Raw genomic sequence first — 14,905 nt, 5'->3', positions numbered from 1 at the left:
TTTCATGAGCCAGATTGACGCTATTTCGCAGATCACCACCCCGCCTCTCGCCGAGGTTCTCGGCACCCGCGTACTCGTCGGCGATGGGGCCATGGGCACCCAGCTGCAGAACTTTGATCTGGACTTAGACAGCGACTTTCTGAATCTTGAGGGCTGCAACGAAATCCTTAACGTCACCCGCCCCGATGTACTCCGTGAGATCCATCGCGGCTTCCTCGATGCCGGGGCCGAGCTGGTGGAGACCAACACCTTCGGCTGCAACCTGCCGAACCTGGCCGATTATGACATCGCGGATCGCTGCGAGGAACTTGCCTACGCGGGCGCGCAGATCGCTCGCGAGTTGTGCGATGAGTACTCCGCCGGTGAGGAGGCCACGCCGCGCTATGTGCTCGGCAGCCTCGGGCCGGGCACGAAGCTGCCCTCCTTGGGGCACGCCCAGTTCGGCGATCTCAAGCAGTACTACTATCTGGCCGCCAAGGGTCTGCTCCGCGGCGGGGTCGACGCCTTCCTAGTGGAGACCGCCCAGGATTTGCTCCAGGTCAAGGCCGCTATCCACGGCATCCATCAGGCCGAGGCAGAGCTGCAGGTCAGTCGACCCGTTCTCTGCCACGTCACCGTGGAAACCACCGGCACAATGCTGCTCGGCTCCGAGATCGGCGCCGCCCTGACCGCACTGGAGCGGCTGGGTATTTCCATGATCGGCCTCAACTGCGCCACCGGCCCGCACGAGATGAGCGAGCACCTGCGCTATCTGGCCACCCACGCCTCGGTGCCGGTGTCCGTGATGCCCAATGCCGGCTTGCCGGTACTCGGCCCCAATGGCGCCGAATATCCCCTCACGCCCGCAGAACTCGGCGATGCGCTGGCCCGCTTCGTCGATGACTATGGTTTGGCCATGGTGGGCGGCTGCTGTGGTACCACCCCCGAGCACATCCGGGTTGTCGTCGACAAGCTCGAGGGCAAAAGGGATAACCCGACCGCACGGCCCCAAGAAGAGCCGGAGGATACTCTTTCCTCGCTTTACACGGCGGTACCTCTCACCCAAGACACCGGTATCACCATGATCGGCGAGCGCACCAACGCCAATGGTTCCAAGGCCTTTCGTGAGGCGATGCTCGCTGGGGACATGGAGACCTGCCTGGATATCGCCAAGACCCAAACCCGCGATGGCGCGCACATGCTCGATGTGTGTATTGACTATGTGGGCCGCGATGGCCGCGAGGACATGGCACGCTTTGCGGAGCTGCTGGCCACCTCCTCCACGCTGCCCATCATGATCGACTCCACCGAGCCCGCCGTGATCGAGGCGGGGCTGGAAAAACTCGGTGGGCGCTGCGCGGTGAACTCGGTGAACTTCGAAGATGGAGACGGCCCCGATTCCCGCTATCGGCGCATCATGGAGCTGGTGCAGGCGCATGGCACCGCGGTGGTGGCCCTGACCATCGACGAGGAGGGCCAGGCCCGCACCGCAGAGAAGAAGGTGGAGATCGCCACCCGCCTCATCGAGGACATCACGGGCACCTATGGGCTGCGGCATGAAGACATCATCGTCGACTGCCTCACCTTCCCGATCTCGACGGGGCAGGAGGAGACCCGCCGCGATGGCATCGAAACGATCGAGGCCATCAAGGCGCTCAAGGCGAAGTATCCGCGGGTGCACACCACACTGGGGCTGTCTAATATCTCCTTCGGATTGAATCCGGCAGCCCGCCAGGTGCTCAACTCGGTATTTCTCTCCGAATGCATCAACGCGGGCCTCGACACCGCGATCGCGCACTCCTCCAAGATCATCCCCTTCAACCGCATCGATGAACGCCAGCGCGAGGTGGCGCTGGATATGGTGTACAACCGCCGCAGCGAGGACTATGACCCGCTGCAGGTGTTCATGGAGCTTTTCGACGGCGTCTCCGCGGCCTCCGCCCAGCATGCCCGCCAAGAAGCCCTCGCCGCTTTGCCGCTGCTCGACCGGCTGGCCCAGCGCATCATCGATGGTGAGAAAAACGGCATGCAGGAGGATCTCGACGCCGCGATGGCGGAAAAGAGCCCGATTGCCATCATCAATGAGGACCTGCTGCGAGGCATGAAGACGGTGGGTGATCTCTTCGGTTCCGGAGAGATGCAGCTGCCCTTCGTGCTGCAGTCTGCCGAAACCATGAAATCGGCGGTGGGCTATCTCGAAAGCTTCATGGAGGCCTCCGATAACACCGGGTCAAAGGGCACCATCGTGCTCGCCACGGTGAAGGGTGATGTGCACGATATCGGCAAGAATCTAGTGGATATCATCCTTTCTAATAATGGCTACACCGTGGTGAACCTCGGCATTAAGCAGCCGATCGCCACCATTGCGTCCGCGGCGAAAGAACACGGCGCCGATGTGATCGGTATGTCGGGGCTGCTCGTGAAATCCACCGTTGTGATGAAGGACAACTTGCTCGAGCTCAACGAGCTCGCGGAGCGCGAAGAAGCGGATCGTTATCCCGTGCTCCTCGGCGGGGCGGCGCTGACGCGCACCTATGTGGAAGACGATCTCGATGCGCTCTATCACGGCGATGTGTTCTACGCCCGCGATGCCTTCGAGGGGCTGCGGCTGATGAACGAGGTGATGCAGGATGCGCGCGGCGAAAAGGGCCAACTCAGCGAGGCCGAGGCAGCCGAGAAGGCGAAGCGCGAGGAGAAGAAGAAGGCGCGTCGCGAGCGCCGCGAGCGCTCCAAGCGCATCGCCGCCGAGCGCAAGGCCGCCCAAGAACCAGTGGAGGTGCCTAGCCGCTCCGCAGTGAGCATTCCCGAAGAAGTCGCCACCCCGCCGTTCTGGGGCACCCGCGTGGTCAAGGGTATTGCCTTGAAGGAGTATATGACCTGCTTGGATGAGCGAGCCCTCTTCCTCGGGCAGTGGGGTTTGCGCGGCAGCCGTGGCGACGGCGGACCAAGTTATGAGGAACTCGTGGAGAGCGAAGGCCGGCCGCGCCTGCGCGCTTGGATTGATCGGCTCAAGCCCGAGAGAATCCTCGATCATGCCGCCGTGGTCTACGGCTATTTCCCGGCCGTATCGGAGGGCGATGATGTGGTGATCCTCTCCGAGCCGCGCCCGGATGCCCCCGAGCGGATGCGTTTTAGCTTCCCCCGGCAGCAGCGCGGCAAGTTCCTGTGCATCGCCGATTTCATCCTGCCCTGGGAAGAGGCGCGTGCCCGCGGCACTGTGGATGTGTGGCCGATGCAGCTAGTGACCATGGGCCAGCCCATCGCTGACTTCGCCAATGAGCTTTTTGCCAAGGACAACTACCGCGACTACCTCGAGATCCACGGCATTAGCGTTCAGCTCACCGAGGCTCTCGCCGAGTATTGGCACGGGCGTGTCCGCGCCGAGCTGGCCTTCGCGGATGGCTCCGATGCGGCCAAGGCCGATCCCACCGATGTCAGCGGCTTCTTTGATCTCGAGTACCTCGGGGCGCGCTTTTCCTTCGGCTATGGTTCCTGCCCGAACCTCGAAGATCGCGCCGCGCTCGTGGAATTGCTCGAGCCCGAGCGTATCGGCGTGGGCCTCTCGGAGGAGCTGCAGCTCCACCCCGAGCAATCCACCGACGCCTTCGTGCTCTATCACCCCGAGGCGAAGTACTTCAACGTCTAGCGCCAGCCGGGTACTAGGCGTGCGGTATTCTCGAACGCATGCTCACTGCCCCGAAACGGACCTTTGAAGACGAACGCAGCGCCGTGTTCTGCCACTCTCCCCACGCTGTGTTCGCCGCCCTGGAACGTATCGGCGGCGAGAATGGCTGGTTCTCACTCGCGCTGCCGTGGGCCATTCGCGGCCGCGTGGACGAGCTACTCGGCGGGCCGGGGATACGCCGGCCCAGGCGCCACCCGCGCACCCTGCGCGAAGGCGATGCGGTGGGCTTCTTCGTGGTCTCCGAGATCGAGCGCCCTGAGCGGCTGGTACTAAAGGTAGCCGCGCGGCTTCCTGGCAAAGCCACGCTCGCCTGGGAGATTCATGGCCACACCCTGACCCAACAGGCGCGCTTTCATAGCACGTCCGTGGCCGGCAACCTCTACTGGTACGCGCTTTTGCCCATCCACCTCTTCATTCTTTCTTCCATGCTCAAAGGGATTATTCGTAGTGCTTAAAGCTATTTTCTGGGATATGGACGGCACCCTTGTGGATTCCGAACCGCTATGGGGGGTGGCCACCTATGAACTCTCCGAGCAGGTCGGGCGCCGGCTCACCCCAGAGCTGCGGGAAAAACGGTGGGCGGCAACTTCGATAACACCTTGGCTATCTGCGCCGCCCACGCCGGGGTAGAGGTGGCCGATCTCGACTATGAGGGCTTGCGTCAGCAGATGTATGCCCGTGTGACCGAACTCTTTGATAATCAGCTGCAGCCGGTGCCGGGAATGCGGGCCCTTTTGGGCGAATTCTCTCGCCGGAGCATCCACATGGCGATCACCACCAACACCCCGCGCGCCCTGGCCCATCACGCGGTCTCCGCGGTGGGGGAGCACTTCTTTGATACCGCCTTCTTTGGCGATGAAGTACCGCGCCCAAAACCGGCGCCGGACATGTATCTCCTCGCCGCTCAGCGATACGGCCTCGACCCCCACGACTGCCTGGTATTCGAGGACTCGGCCACGGGCATGCAGGCCGCTGCCGCAGCTGGTTGTCGGGTGATTGGTGTGGTGGCTGATGCCACGACACCCACGCCCGAGCGGGTGCGCACCCTCGCCGAACTCCATGGCTCCATCGACTTCTCGACGATCACCGCCGATATGGTCGAGCAGTGGTTCGAGCAGCTGCCCTAGCCCTGCGCGGCTGCCCTCGCTGTAGGGGAAAACACCGCCTCAGCACACGCCTGCGGCGGCTCTGTGAAAGAATGATCGATTGTGAAAGATTTTGAATCGCTGTATGAAGAGCTCCTCGACCGCAAGAAGAATCGGCCCGCCGATTCGGGCACTGTAGCCGCCCTTGATGCTGGGGTCCATTCCTTGGGCAAAAAGGTTATTGAGGAAGCTGGCGAGGTGTGGCTCGCTGCGGAATATCAGTCGGATGAGGAACTCGCCGAGGAACTCTCACAGCTCATCTACTGGTCTCAGGTGGTTATGGTGGCTCGTGGCATCCGCCCCGAGGACGTGTACAAGTACCTCTAAGCACGATCGACGGCGCCCCGCAACGGGCGCTCCTTTACTCAGTGCAGCGCAGCATGCACCCCACAGCGCTCCCGCGGCACTAAGCAGCACCCAGTGCGACCCAGCGTAGAAAGCGAGCTAGATCATGTTGAAAGTGGCTGTCCCCAACAAGGGTTCCTTATCCGAGAAGGCCATGTCCATCCTCACTGAGGCCGGATATCCCTCCCGCGGCGATTCCAAAGCGCTGACCGTGATGGACAAGCGCAATGACGTCGAGTTCTTCTTCCTTCGCCCCAAAGACATCGCCATCTATGTGGCCAGTGGCCAATTAGATCTCGGCATCACCGGCCGCGATTTGGCCGCAGATTGCCGCGAGGAGACCGAGGAGGTGCTTGCCCTCGGCTTCGGCGATTCCACCTTCCGCTTCGCCGCGCCCAAGGACGAGCAGTGGAGCATCCCTGATCTGGAAGGCGCCCGCATCGCCACCTCTTATCCCAATCTCGTGCGCTCCTTCTTGCAGGATCACGACATCGATGCCAGTGTTATCCGCCTCGAAGGAGCGGTGGAGATCTCCATCAAATTGGGCGTAGCCAATGTGATCGCCGATGTGGTCTCTACCGGCCGCACCCTGCGCAAGCAGGGCCTCGCTCCCTTCGGTGATCCGATCATCACCTCCGAAGCGGTGGTTGTGGGCCGCAAGGACCACGAGGTCACCTCGGAGCAGCGCGTGCTGCTGCGCCGTATCGAGGGCATTTTGCACGCCCACAACTTCCTGATGCTCGACTACAACGTCGAGGCCGACAAGCTCGAGGAATGCGTGGCCATTACTCCCGGCCTATCCGGTCCCACCGTCTCGCCGCTGGCGCTGGAGAATTGGCGGGCCGTGCGCGCCATGGTGCCGCGGGAGGACGCCAATACCGTGATGGATCAACTGGCCGCCGTCGGTGCCAAGGCCATCCTCGCCTCCGAGATCGCCATCGCCCGCATCTAGCCGCACCCGCGCTCGACGGCCACTGCGGCCGAGGAGTTCTGTGCTCCGCCACTACCCGCATACATACGGGTTGGTGGAGCCATAGCCCGCCCACTCCCACCCCCGAAATAGGTGGAGGTGGGCGTTCTGCGTCTTTGGGGGAGTGGCCGCCGGAGCCGCAAGACTAGTTCCTAGAACCGCAGCGTGTTCTCAGCTCGGGAGCGCAGACGATGGTGGATACACAGCATGGACATTGATCCAGTACAACCGTTATGTAAAAACTCTTCATTTCTTCTTATGTTGGCCACGATCCCTTTTCTTCCGCCACTTGTGCGGCCCGATTCGCCGCGCCAGAAGCGGCGTTACCATTGGGGTGGATATACAGAGAATCGAGTGAATTGAAAGGGTTCGCATGGCTTCGACCTACGCTTTTCGTACTGAAGAAGACCTGCTTGGAGAAATGCAGGTTCCCCAAGACGCTTATTATGGCGTGCATACCCTTCGGGCGATGCAGAACTTCCAGATTTCCGGCACCACCATTAATGAGATCCCTGAATTTATTAGGGGAATGGTAATGGTCAAAAAGGCGACAGCTATGGCCAATCATCGGCTCGGGGTGCTGGCAAAGGATAAGGCGGATGCCATTGTGTGGGCCTGCGATCAGATTCTGGACCATGGGGTAGCCATGGACCAGTTCCCGATCGACGTCTTCCAGGGCGGGGCAGGCACCTCAGTGAATATGAACACCAATGAGGTGGTGGCCAATCTCGCGCTCGAGCACATCGGGAAGAACAAGGGTGAATACGTCTTTATCAATCCTAATGACGATGTGAATATGAGCCAGTCCACCAATGACGCGTACCCGTCCGGCTTCCGGCTCGGAGTCTATGCGGCCGTGCAGGACGTGGTGGCCAAGATTGATGCGCTCTGCGAGGCATTCGCGGCCAAGGGCGAGGAATTTTCTGGCGTGATCAAGATGGGCCGCACCCAGCTCCAGGACGCCGTTCCGATGACCCTGGGCGATGAGTTCACCGGCTTCTCGGTGAATCTTGGCGAGGAGCACGAGGTGATCCAGCAAGCCGCCCACCGGCTGCTCTCCCTGAATTTGGGTGCTACCGCCATTGGCACGGGGCTCAATACCCCCGAGCGCTATCAAGACACCATCATCGAAGCGATGCGCGAGGTCACGGGGCTCGATATCTCCGCCTCCGAGAACCTCATCGAGGCCACCAGCGATTGCGGCGCCTATGTTCTGCTGCACGGCGCCTTGAAGCGCGCCGCCATGAAGCTGTCTAAGATCTCTAATGACCTGCGCCTGCTTTCCTCGGGTCCGCGCGCCGGCCTCAATGAGATCAACCTGCCGGAGATGCAGGCGGGGTCCTCGATCATGCCGGCCAAGGTCAATCCGGTGATCCCCGAGGTCGTCAACCAAGTGTGCTTCAAGATCTTCGGCAATGACAGCGTGGTCACCTGGGCCTCCGAGGCCGGCCAGCTGCAGCTGAACGTGATGGAGCCGGCTATTGGCCAGGCGATCTTCGAGAGCATCTCGCTACTGGGCAATGCCTGCGACACCTTGAGGGAGAAGTGTGTGACCGGTATCACCGCCAATGAGCAGGTATGCCGCGGCTACGTGGATAACTCCATTGGAGTGATCACCTATCTCAACCCCTTCATCGGCCACCACAATGGCGATCTCATCGGCAAGGAGGCGGCCCGTACCGGCCGCAGCGTGCGGGAGCTCGTCCTGGAGCGTGGGTTGCTCGATGAGGAGACACTGGACGAGGTGCTAAGTGTGGACAATCTCATGCACCCGAAGTTCAAGGCTGCGCACCAGCAGCACCAGCAGCAGTAGTTCTACCTGCTGGGCGTTAGGGGAGCAGTACCCTCTTCTCGCACCCCCTCAGTTGAGGTAGGATGTCTCGAGCATGGGGATGAGCCACGCTATCGATGGCTCATCAACTGCCCCTTTACGGCATGCCTCAAAGCTATGTTCCGTGCGCGCTGTGGCGTGAGCTCGCCCGCTGCGTATCTCCCTCGCACCGGTCCTAGGCATGCGGTGTCCGCCTGTGCTCTCCTGCCTTCTCCACGAGATGTGAAGGCCCCTGTCGCAGCACAGACGGCACGTGTACGTACCTGTTGTAGTACTGAGGGCTTTGCTAGCTCTCAGCTGAATGTGGGAGGCGCCGAGCGGTGTCAGCAACCCTAGGCGCGGTTGCGCTCATCGCTGCGCACCATCCCAAAGATGTGAGGAGCCACTCGTGCTTGTTGCCCTACAGATCCTTATTGTTCTCGCGGCGATCGTCCTCGGTGCCCGGCTCGGCTCGATCGCCATTGGCTTTGCCGGCGGCTTGGGCGTGCTGCTGCTGGGGGCCACGGGCGTGCCCGTGAGCCGAGAGGACATCCCCTTCGATGTCATCGGCATCATCATGGCCGTCATCGCCGCTATTGCCGCGATGCAGCGCGCCGGAGGTATGGACTATCTGGTGCACTGGGCAGAAAAGGTCCTGCGTTCCAATCCGAAGCGGGTGACCTACTACGCACCGGTGGTCACCTATCTCATGACGCTGCTCGCCGGCACCGGCCACACTGCTTTTTCCACCCTGCCGGTGATCGCCGAGGTGGCCAAGGAAGGCAAAGTACGCCCCTCGCGTCCTCTCTCGGTGGCGGTCGTGGCCTCGCAGATGGCCATCACCGCCTCACCGATTTCCGCAGCGGTGGTGTTTATGGCCTCGATCATGGAGCCACTCGGGGTGGGGTATCTGCAGCTGCTCGCGGTAGTGATCCCCGCGACATTCCTCGCTATCTTCCCCACAGCCTTCCTCGCCAACCGCTCGGGGAAGGAGCTAGAGGACGATCCCGTCTACCAGTCCCGCCTGAAACAAGGTCTGGTCTCCCCGCCACAGGGCGCACGGGACTACACCGCTCCCGCAGGGGCGCGTGCCTCGGTGCTGATCTTTCTCGCCGCTATCGCGCTGGTGATGGTCTATGCCACCCTCATCTCCGAGCAAGTGGGGCTGATCAGCGATCCGAGCCTGCCGCGTAATGAGGCGATTATGACGATCATGCTCAGCACCGCCGCCATCATCGTGATGGTGTGCAAGATCCCGGCGGCAGAGATTGTGGGCACCCAGGTGTTCAAGGCCGGGATGAGCGCCTGCGTCTGCGTCATGGGCGTGGCCTGGCTGGGCACCACCATTATCAATAACTACCTGGAGCAGATCACGGCCTTCTCGGCGGACTTCCTCAACGATTATCCCTGGAGCCTGGCGGTGATTCTCTTCTTCGCTGCAGCCCTGCTGTACTCCCAGGCGGCCACCACCAAGGCGCTCATGCCGGCCGCCCTGGCCGTAGGCGTTGCCCCGCTCACGGCCGTGGCCTCCTTCGCCGCGGTGTCCTCGCTCTTTATCCTGCCCACCTATCCCACGCTGCTGGCCGCAGTGGAAATGGACGATACCGGCTCCACCCGCATCGGCAAGGCAGTGTTTAACCATCCCTTCCTCGTACCGGGCACCGTGTGCATTGCCCTCGCCGTGGGATTGGGCTTTCTCATCGGCAGCGTCGTCCTCTAGCTGGGGGCGCCTTTACGATGCTGGTGCGCAGCGACGATGCTGCGCACCGAACCATAGGCGGCGACGAGCCAGTGGAAGACGAGGAGCAGTAAGAAGGCGTGGCTGAGGGCGCTGAAGATCGGCATGTGGATACCCAAAAAGTGGGTGCCGAGCGCGAGTGTTCCCACCGGGAAGGTCAGCGCCCACCAGCCGGGATGCACCGGCATCGCGCTCAAGAAACCGCTATAGCTGATATAGAAGGCGGCCAGCAGCATCGGAATGCCGAGCAGCATCATCACCAGCCCATAGACGTCGGCGATATGCAGGATATGGCTAGCCGGCTCCGGTTGCGCAAAAGATGCTGCCTGGAGTGCGATCACCTGCGCCGCCGCGCTCGACTGGCCGATAATGCCCAGCGGAATCCATGCCGAAATGAGCGCCGCCGGCGGCAGGGGAGAGCGTCGCCACGCGTGCACATAGGACAGCATAAAGACGATCGAGGCCAAAACGAGGGCGATGAAGAAGCAGGCCGTGGATGCCATGAGCATCCACACCTTGGCGCCTGTCGACGCCAGCTGCGGCACCTGCGAGGCGCCCGTGGTCGCCGCCACCATCGGTGCCACGATCGGCAGCCCCCATACAGGGCGAGGCTCGGCGAGGCGGTTCCTGATGATCACATAGCCCATGCCGAAGGCGCCGATGATGCCGATCGCGGTTCCGGTCAGCCACATCAGCATGTCCACGCTCCAGGCGGCATCCATCACCCCTGCTGGGGCCTCCCAAGCTCCCAACACCATCGGAGTGGCCGCGCCCACCGAGAGATAGCCCATGGCCACCATGCCCCAGCCCGTGCATTGGCCGGTATCGGTGATCGAAGAAAAGAGCACGGCGCGATCCCGGCGGGAACGGTGGAAAAACCCGAAGGTGATGCCCACCAGCATCAGCCAGCCCAGCACGAGCATGACAGCGCCGAGTAGGCGCATGCCGCCGACGGTGATGAAGAGATTGGCAAGGATGCCGGTACCCATCACCGCACCGAACCAGGCGGGGCCGGGTCCTGGCACGAGGAGGGGACGCTGCCTGCCCAGAACACGGACATGCGGCAGGGAAGGTCGAGCCTGAGAGGTGGTTGTTTCTTGAGTCACCTCTACCACTGTGCCAAAACGGTGCTGCGGAGAGTAGACCGCTCCGTCCGATGTGGCCACAAGCGCAGCCTGTGGGAGCTACCATCGAGGCATGTCGCTCAGTGATTTGCCCGATCTTCGCGCTCTCCAAATATTGGTGGATAGTGCCCGCTTGGGCTCCTTTGGGGCTGCGGCCCGCACTCATGGCTTAAGCCAACAGGCCGTCTCGGAACGGATGCGCAGGCTCGAAGGCGAGCTCGGTGTCACTCTATTTCAGCGCGGCCCCACGGGCACTCGGCTCACCGCCGCCGGGGAGAAAGTGCAGGCGACCGCCCAGGAGATCCTGGGGGCTTCGGCCGCGTTGGTCGATACCCTCGCGCTCGAACGCCGTCCCGATGCGCCGAAAGTGAGCGTCTACGTCTCGCGGACGGTCAGCGAGTACTACCTGCCACGCTGGTTCGCCACGCTGCGCCGCAACCATCCGCGCGCACAGCTGGAAATGGTCGCCGTCAATTCCGATCAGGTGGCCACCGCCGTGGCGCAGGGACACACGAGTCTCGGGTTTATTGAGTCAGTGAATGTTCCCGTCCCCGATTCCCTCGGCGGCCACCGAGTCTTCAGCACCTCCGTGATCTGCGAGGATCGGCTCAGCCTCGTCGTGCGCCCCGATCACCCGTGGGCGACAGCGGTCTCGGTGCGCCGCGCCGAGCTGACACGCACCCCGCTGATCCTGCGCGAGCCTGGCTCCGGCACGCGGGAGGTCCTCGACCTTGCCGTCGGGGTGCCGTGGGCTCCTCCCGTCGCGGAGGCGAGCAGCCCCATGGCGGAGATCAATCTCGCGCTCGGCACGGGGGCTCCGGCCGTGGTGCCGGCAATCAGCGTCGCCGAGCATTGTGCCAGCGGAAAGCTGGTGGAAGTGGATATCGCTGATGCCACGCTGCGCCGCCCTATACGCGCGCTGTGGCGCACCGGATCGCGCCCGCGCGGAGCCGCAGCATTGATGCTGCGGGCAGCGCGCGAGGTGAGCGCGCAGGAAGCGCCGCCGCGGATTCGGCGCGACTAGCTCATCGTGTGCGATCTACTCCGCGTCCTGCACGGCGTTCTGGCCTGCGTCCTGCGCGGCGCTGACCTCGTGCAGGGGCAGCGTGTCCTGCGGCCCAGGCCAGCCGGGATACTCCGGCGGGGTGCCACCGAAGGCGGGACAGAGGGACTGATGCGCGCACCAGCCGCAGAGCTTCGAGGTGCGGGGCTGGAATGTGCCGCTTCGGCCATCGGCGAGGATCTTCTCCCAGAGCTCACCGAGATCCCGCTCGAAATACTCCAGCTCTTCCTTGGAGGGGGTGAGAAAGAGCGAGTCGATCACTTTCAGATACATCAGCCGCAGCTGGTGTGGGATCACCCCATAGAGGCGCCAGTACACGAGGGCATAAAAGCGCATCTGGAACGTGGCGTCGTGGGAATAGCGGGGCAGTGGCTTCTTGCCGGTTTTATAGTCCACCACGCGCACTTCCCCTGTGGGGGCGACGTCTACTCGGTCGATGAAGCCGCGCACCGGCACCCCATTGGGCAGGGTGGTGTTCACATACATCTCGCACTGCTTGGCGTCGAAGCCCTGCGGGTTTTCCATCTCGAAATAGCCCCGCAGCAGGGCGCGGCATTCCACGAGGAAATCATAGAGATCCTCCTCGGGCACCAGCTCCAGCAGCTCTGGGTCTTTCTCCACCATCTGTGCCCATAGCGGCTTGAGCTTTTTCACGGCCCAGGGAAAGTCGCGGCTGGAGCGCTGCTCTTTATGCATCTCTTCGAGCACTGCATGCACCAGGGTGCCCTTGATTTGGGGCAGGGTGGTGGGCTCGGGGATCTTATCGATGGCGCGGAGGCGGTAGAGCAGGGGGCAGCGCTGGTAGTCCGAGGCGCGGGAGGGAGAAAGTGCTAGCTGTGCCATAGTGACTATGTAGTCTAAGCCTCCCGGCGCAAGCGTGGGGAGTAGGCGGCACTATCCTTAAGTGCCATGACCTCATTCCGCGACTTTCTGCTCTCCTCGCCAAGTTCCTTTCACGCCGCCCGCAGCGGCGCCGAGCTGCTCGCCGAAGCGGGTTTCCGCCCCTATGACCGCAGCCAGGCTTTCGACGCCACACCCAGCGGCCACTATCTCGTGCGCGGCGGGGCGCTGCTCGCGTGGTGGGTGCCGGCGAAGGCCAGCGCCACCTCGCCGCTGCGCATTATCGGCAGCCATACCGATTCGCCAGGCTTCAAGCTCAAGCCCCATGCCGATAGCTACCAGCATGGATGGAACCAAGTAGAAGTAGAGGTCTATGGCGGACCCATCTTCGCCTCCTGGCTGGACCGGGATCTCGCCCTCGCCGGCGAGCTGGTGCTTCACGACGCCACCTCGCGGCTCGTCCTCACCCCGGCGATCGCCCGTATCCCGCACCTCGCCATCCACTTAAGCCGCGACAACGATATCTCCCTGAATAAGCAAACCCAGCTGCATCCCATCGCCGGATTCGGCCGCCCCGACCGCGCCGTGATTCTCGAAGAACTCGCCCGCTGCGCCGAGGTGAAGGTAGAGGATATTGCCAGCTTCGATGTCATCACCGTCGATGCCCAGCCCCCGGCGCTGCTGGGCGCCGAGCAGTCCATGCTGGCCGCTGGCCGGCTCGATAATCTCTCCAGCCTTTATCCCTCGCTGCTCGCCCTGCGCCAGGCTGCCGCAGCAGAGCCGGACTCGATCATGGTGCTCGCCTCCTTTGACCACGAGGAAGTGGGCTCCCAATCGCCCACCGGTGCCGGCGGGCCGCTGCTGGAAGAGGTCCTGAGCCGGCTCTGCGCCGCCCTCGGTGGCGGCCGGGAGGAGTATCACCAGATGCTGGCGCAGGCCAGTTGCCTATCTGCCGATGCCGCACATGCGGTGCACCCCAACTACGCAGACAAGCACGCCCCCGAGCATCTGCCGCAGCTCGGCCAGGGGCCGGTGACGAAGATCAACGCTAATCAGCGCTACGCCACCACCGCCCACACCTGGGCGCTGTGGGAGCGTGCCTGCCATGACGCTGGGGTTCAGCGCCAGCAGTTCGTGGGGCGCAACGATGTTCCCTGCGGCTCGACGATCGGCCCGATCAGCGCCACTCGTTTAGGCATCGACACAGTGGATGTGGGCATCCCGATGCTGTCTATGCACTCCGCCCGCGAGCTGGCCGCACCGGTGGATGTGGATAACTTCGCCACCGCAATGCAGGCCTATCTGCTGTCCTAGACGTTCTTTTCGCCCGTAATACCCCTTTATAAGGAGCACAATCGCCATGGCCTATTCCGGCCCCTTTCAGCCCGGTGACCGGGTGCAATTGACGGATCCCAAGCGCCGTCACCACACCATCAAGCTCACCCCGGGTGAGAGCATGTTCACCCACAAGGGCCAGATCAAACACGATGACATCATCGGCCTCGACGAAGGCTCGGTGGTGACCACCCCGCAGGGCGGGCAGTATCTCTGCTTCCGCCACCTGCTGGTGGATCACGTGCTCTCCATGCCACGCGGTGCGGCGGTGATCTACCCCAAAGACTCCGCGCAGATTCTCATCGAAGGCGATATTTTCCCCGGTGCTCGCGTGCTGGAGGCCGGTGCCGGCTCGGGAGCGCTGACCATGCAGCTGCTCCGCTTTGTCGGAGATGAAGGCGAGGTGATCTCGTATGAGATCCGAGAAGATCACCTAGAGGTCGCCCAGAACAATGTGAGTGAATACTTCGGCGGCACCGCCCCGAAGAACTGGTCGCTGCGGCTGGGGGATATGACCACGGTGGGCCCCGAGGACACCGATGGGCCCGTCGATCGCATCATCCTGGACATGCTCGAGCCCTGGGAGTGCATCGACAATGTCGCTGAGCTGCTCATGCCGGGCGGGGTGTTCATGACCTATGTGGCCACGGTGCCGCAGTTAATGAAGATCATGGAGGCCATTCGGGACAAGAAGTGCTTCACCGAGCCACGCGCCTGGGAGTCATTGGTGCGCGAATGGAAGGTGGAAGGCTTGGCCACGCGGCCCGAGCACCGCATGAATGCCCACACCGCGTTTTTGGTGTGGACCCGCAAATTGGCGGATGGAGTGACCCCTCCTCGACCGCAGCGCCGCGCCCGCAAGTAAGCTATG

11 protein-coding genes and 1 pseudogene are annotated in these 14,905 nt (G+C 62.8%); 10 read left to right on the top strand and 2 right to left on the bottom strand.

Annotated elements, in window-relative coordinates; genetic code table 11:
- The first annotated feature begins 4 nt into the window (after positions 1-4).
- The 7 genes and pseudogenes from metH to GBB14_RS00395 all read left to right on the top strand — a co-directional run bounded on the left by metH (position 5) and on the right by GBB14_RS00395 (position 9,654).
- The gene (gene metH / locus GBB14_RS00425) at positions 5-3,625 is read left to right on the top strand and encodes a methionine synthase (RefSeq protein WP_151528772.1); all 3,621 of its coding nucleotides are present in this window, start codon (positions 5-7) and stop codon (positions 3,623-3,625) included.
- Between the two features lie 38 nt (positions 3,626-3,663).
- Positions 3,664-4,119: a DUF2867 domain-containing protein gene (locus GBB14_RS00420; RefSeq protein WP_151528773.1), complete on the top strand. Its 456-nt coding sequence runs from the start codon at positions 3,664-3,666 to the stop codon at positions 4,117-4,119.
- Positions 4,112-4,791 (top strand): annotated as a pseudogene (locus GBB14_RS00415) (HAD family hydrolase). Before GBB14_RS00420 ends, GBB14_RS00415 begins: the two are co-directional and overlap by 8 nt.
- Positions 4,792-4,872: 81 nt before the next feature.
- Positions 4,873-5,136 carry a phosphoribosyl-ATP diphosphatase gene (locus GBB14_RS00410; RefSeq protein WP_151528774.1) on the top strand — a complete coding sequence of 88 codons (264 nt, stop codon included), beginning with the start codon at positions 4,873-4,875 and terminating at the stop codon, positions 5,134-5,136.
- 124 nt (positions 5,137-5,260) lie between these two features.
- The gene (gene hisG, locus GBB14_RS00405) at positions 5,261-6,106 is read left to right on the top strand and encodes an ATP phosphoribosyltransferase (protein ID WP_151528775.1); all 846 of its coding nucleotides are present in this window, start codon (positions 5,261-5,263) and stop codon (positions 6,104-6,106) included.
- A 391-nt stretch (positions 6,107-6,497) separates the two neighbouring features.
- Positions 6,498-7,937, top strand: coding sequence for an aspartate ammonia-lyase (gene aspA / locus GBB14_RS00400; protein ID WP_151528776.1), 1,440 nt, complete (start codon positions 6,498-6,500; stop codon positions 7,935-7,937).
- Between the two features lie 406 nt (positions 7,938-8,343).
- Positions 8,344-9,654 carry an anaerobic C4-dicarboxylate transporter gene (locus tag GBB14_RS00395; RefSeq protein ID WP_151528777.1) on the top strand — a complete coding sequence of 437 codons (1,311 nt, stop codon included), beginning with the start codon at positions 8,344-8,346 and terminating at the stop codon, positions 9,652-9,654.
- Here the strand turns inward: GBB14_RS00395 and GBB14_RS00390 are convergent.
- The gene (locus GBB14_RS00390) at positions 9,651-10,778 is read right to left on the bottom strand and encodes a TDT family transporter (RefSeq protein ID WP_151528778.1); all 1,128 of its coding nucleotides are present in this window, start codon (positions 10,776-10,778) and stop codon (positions 9,651-9,653) included. The two genes, GBB14_RS00395 and GBB14_RS00390, sit on opposite strands and share 4 nt — an antisense overlap.
- A gap of 91 nt (positions 10,779-10,869) precedes the next feature.
- Between GBB14_RS00390 and GBB14_RS00385 the strand changes: the two genes are divergently transcribed.
- Positions 10,870-11,820, top strand: a complete 951-nt coding sequence (locus tag GBB14_RS00385) for a LysR family transcriptional regulator (protein WP_151528779.1) — start codon at positions 10,870-10,872, stop codon at positions 11,818-11,820.
- A gap of 15 nt (positions 11,821-11,835) precedes the next feature.
- On the opposite strand, the gene GBB14_RS00380 is transcribed toward GBB14_RS00385, so the two are convergent.
- Complete coding sequence (locus GBB14_RS00380) at positions 11,836-12,702, bottom strand: RecB family exonuclease (protein WP_151528780.1); 867 nt, start codon at positions 12,700-12,702, stop codon at positions 11,836-11,838.
- Positions 12,703-12,768: 66 nt separating this feature from the next.
- Between GBB14_RS00380 and GBB14_RS00375 the strand changes: the two genes are divergently transcribed.
- Together GBB14_RS00375 and GBB14_RS00370 are read left to right on the top strand one after the other, a co-directional pair.
- A complete protein-coding gene (locus GBB14_RS00375; RefSeq protein ID WP_151528781.1) occupies positions 12,769-14,013 on the top strand; it encodes a M18 family aminopeptidase in 1,245 nt (414 codons plus the stop codon).
- A gap of 46 nt (positions 14,014-14,059) precedes the next feature.
- Complete coding sequence (locus GBB14_RS00370; protein ID WP_151528782.1) at positions 14,060-14,899, top strand: tRNA (adenine-N1)-methyltransferase; 840 nt, start codon at positions 14,060-14,062, stop codon at positions 14,897-14,899.
- Positions 14,900-14,905: the final 6 nt, after the last annotated feature.

Source organism: Corynebacterium sp. 51B, assembly GCF_008930785.1.
Lineage (GTDB): Bacteria > Actinomycetota > Actinomycetes > Mycobacteriales > Mycobacteriaceae > Corynebacterium > Corynebacterium megadyptis.
This window is presented reverse-complemented; position numbering and strand designations above follow the sequence as displayed.

Coding starts and splice junctions, on each gene's coding strand:
- metH (WP_151528772.1), top strand. CDS start 5: ATGAGCCAGATTGACGCTATTTCGCAGATCACCACCCCGCCTCTCGCC.
- GBB14_RS00420 (WP_151528773.1), top strand. CDS start 3,664: ATGCTCACTGCCCCGAAACGGACCTTTGAAGACGAACGCAGCGCCGTG.
- hisG (WP_151528775.1), top strand. CDS start 5,261: ATGTTGAAAGTGGCTGTCCCCAACAAGGGTTCCTTATCCGAGAAGGCC.
- aspA (WP_151528776.1), top strand. CDS start 6,498: ATGGCTTCGACCTACGCTTTTCGTACTGAAGAAGACCTGCTTGGAGAA.
- GBB14_RS00385 (WP_151528779.1), top strand. CDS start 10,870: ATGTCGCTCAGTGATTTGCCCGATCTTCGCGCTCTCCAAATATTGGTG.
- GBB14_RS00380 (WP_151528780.1), bottom strand. CDS start 12,702: ATGGCACAGCTAGCACTTTCTCCCTCCCGCGCCTCGGACTACCAGCGC.
- GBB14_RS00375 (WP_151528781.1), top strand. CDS start 12,769: ATGACCTCATTCCGCGACTTTCTGCTCTCCTCGCCAAGTTCCTTTCAC.
- GBB14_RS00370 (WP_151528782.1), top strand. CDS start 14,060: ATGGCCTATTCCGGCCCCTTTCAGCCCGGTGACCGGGTGCAATTGACG.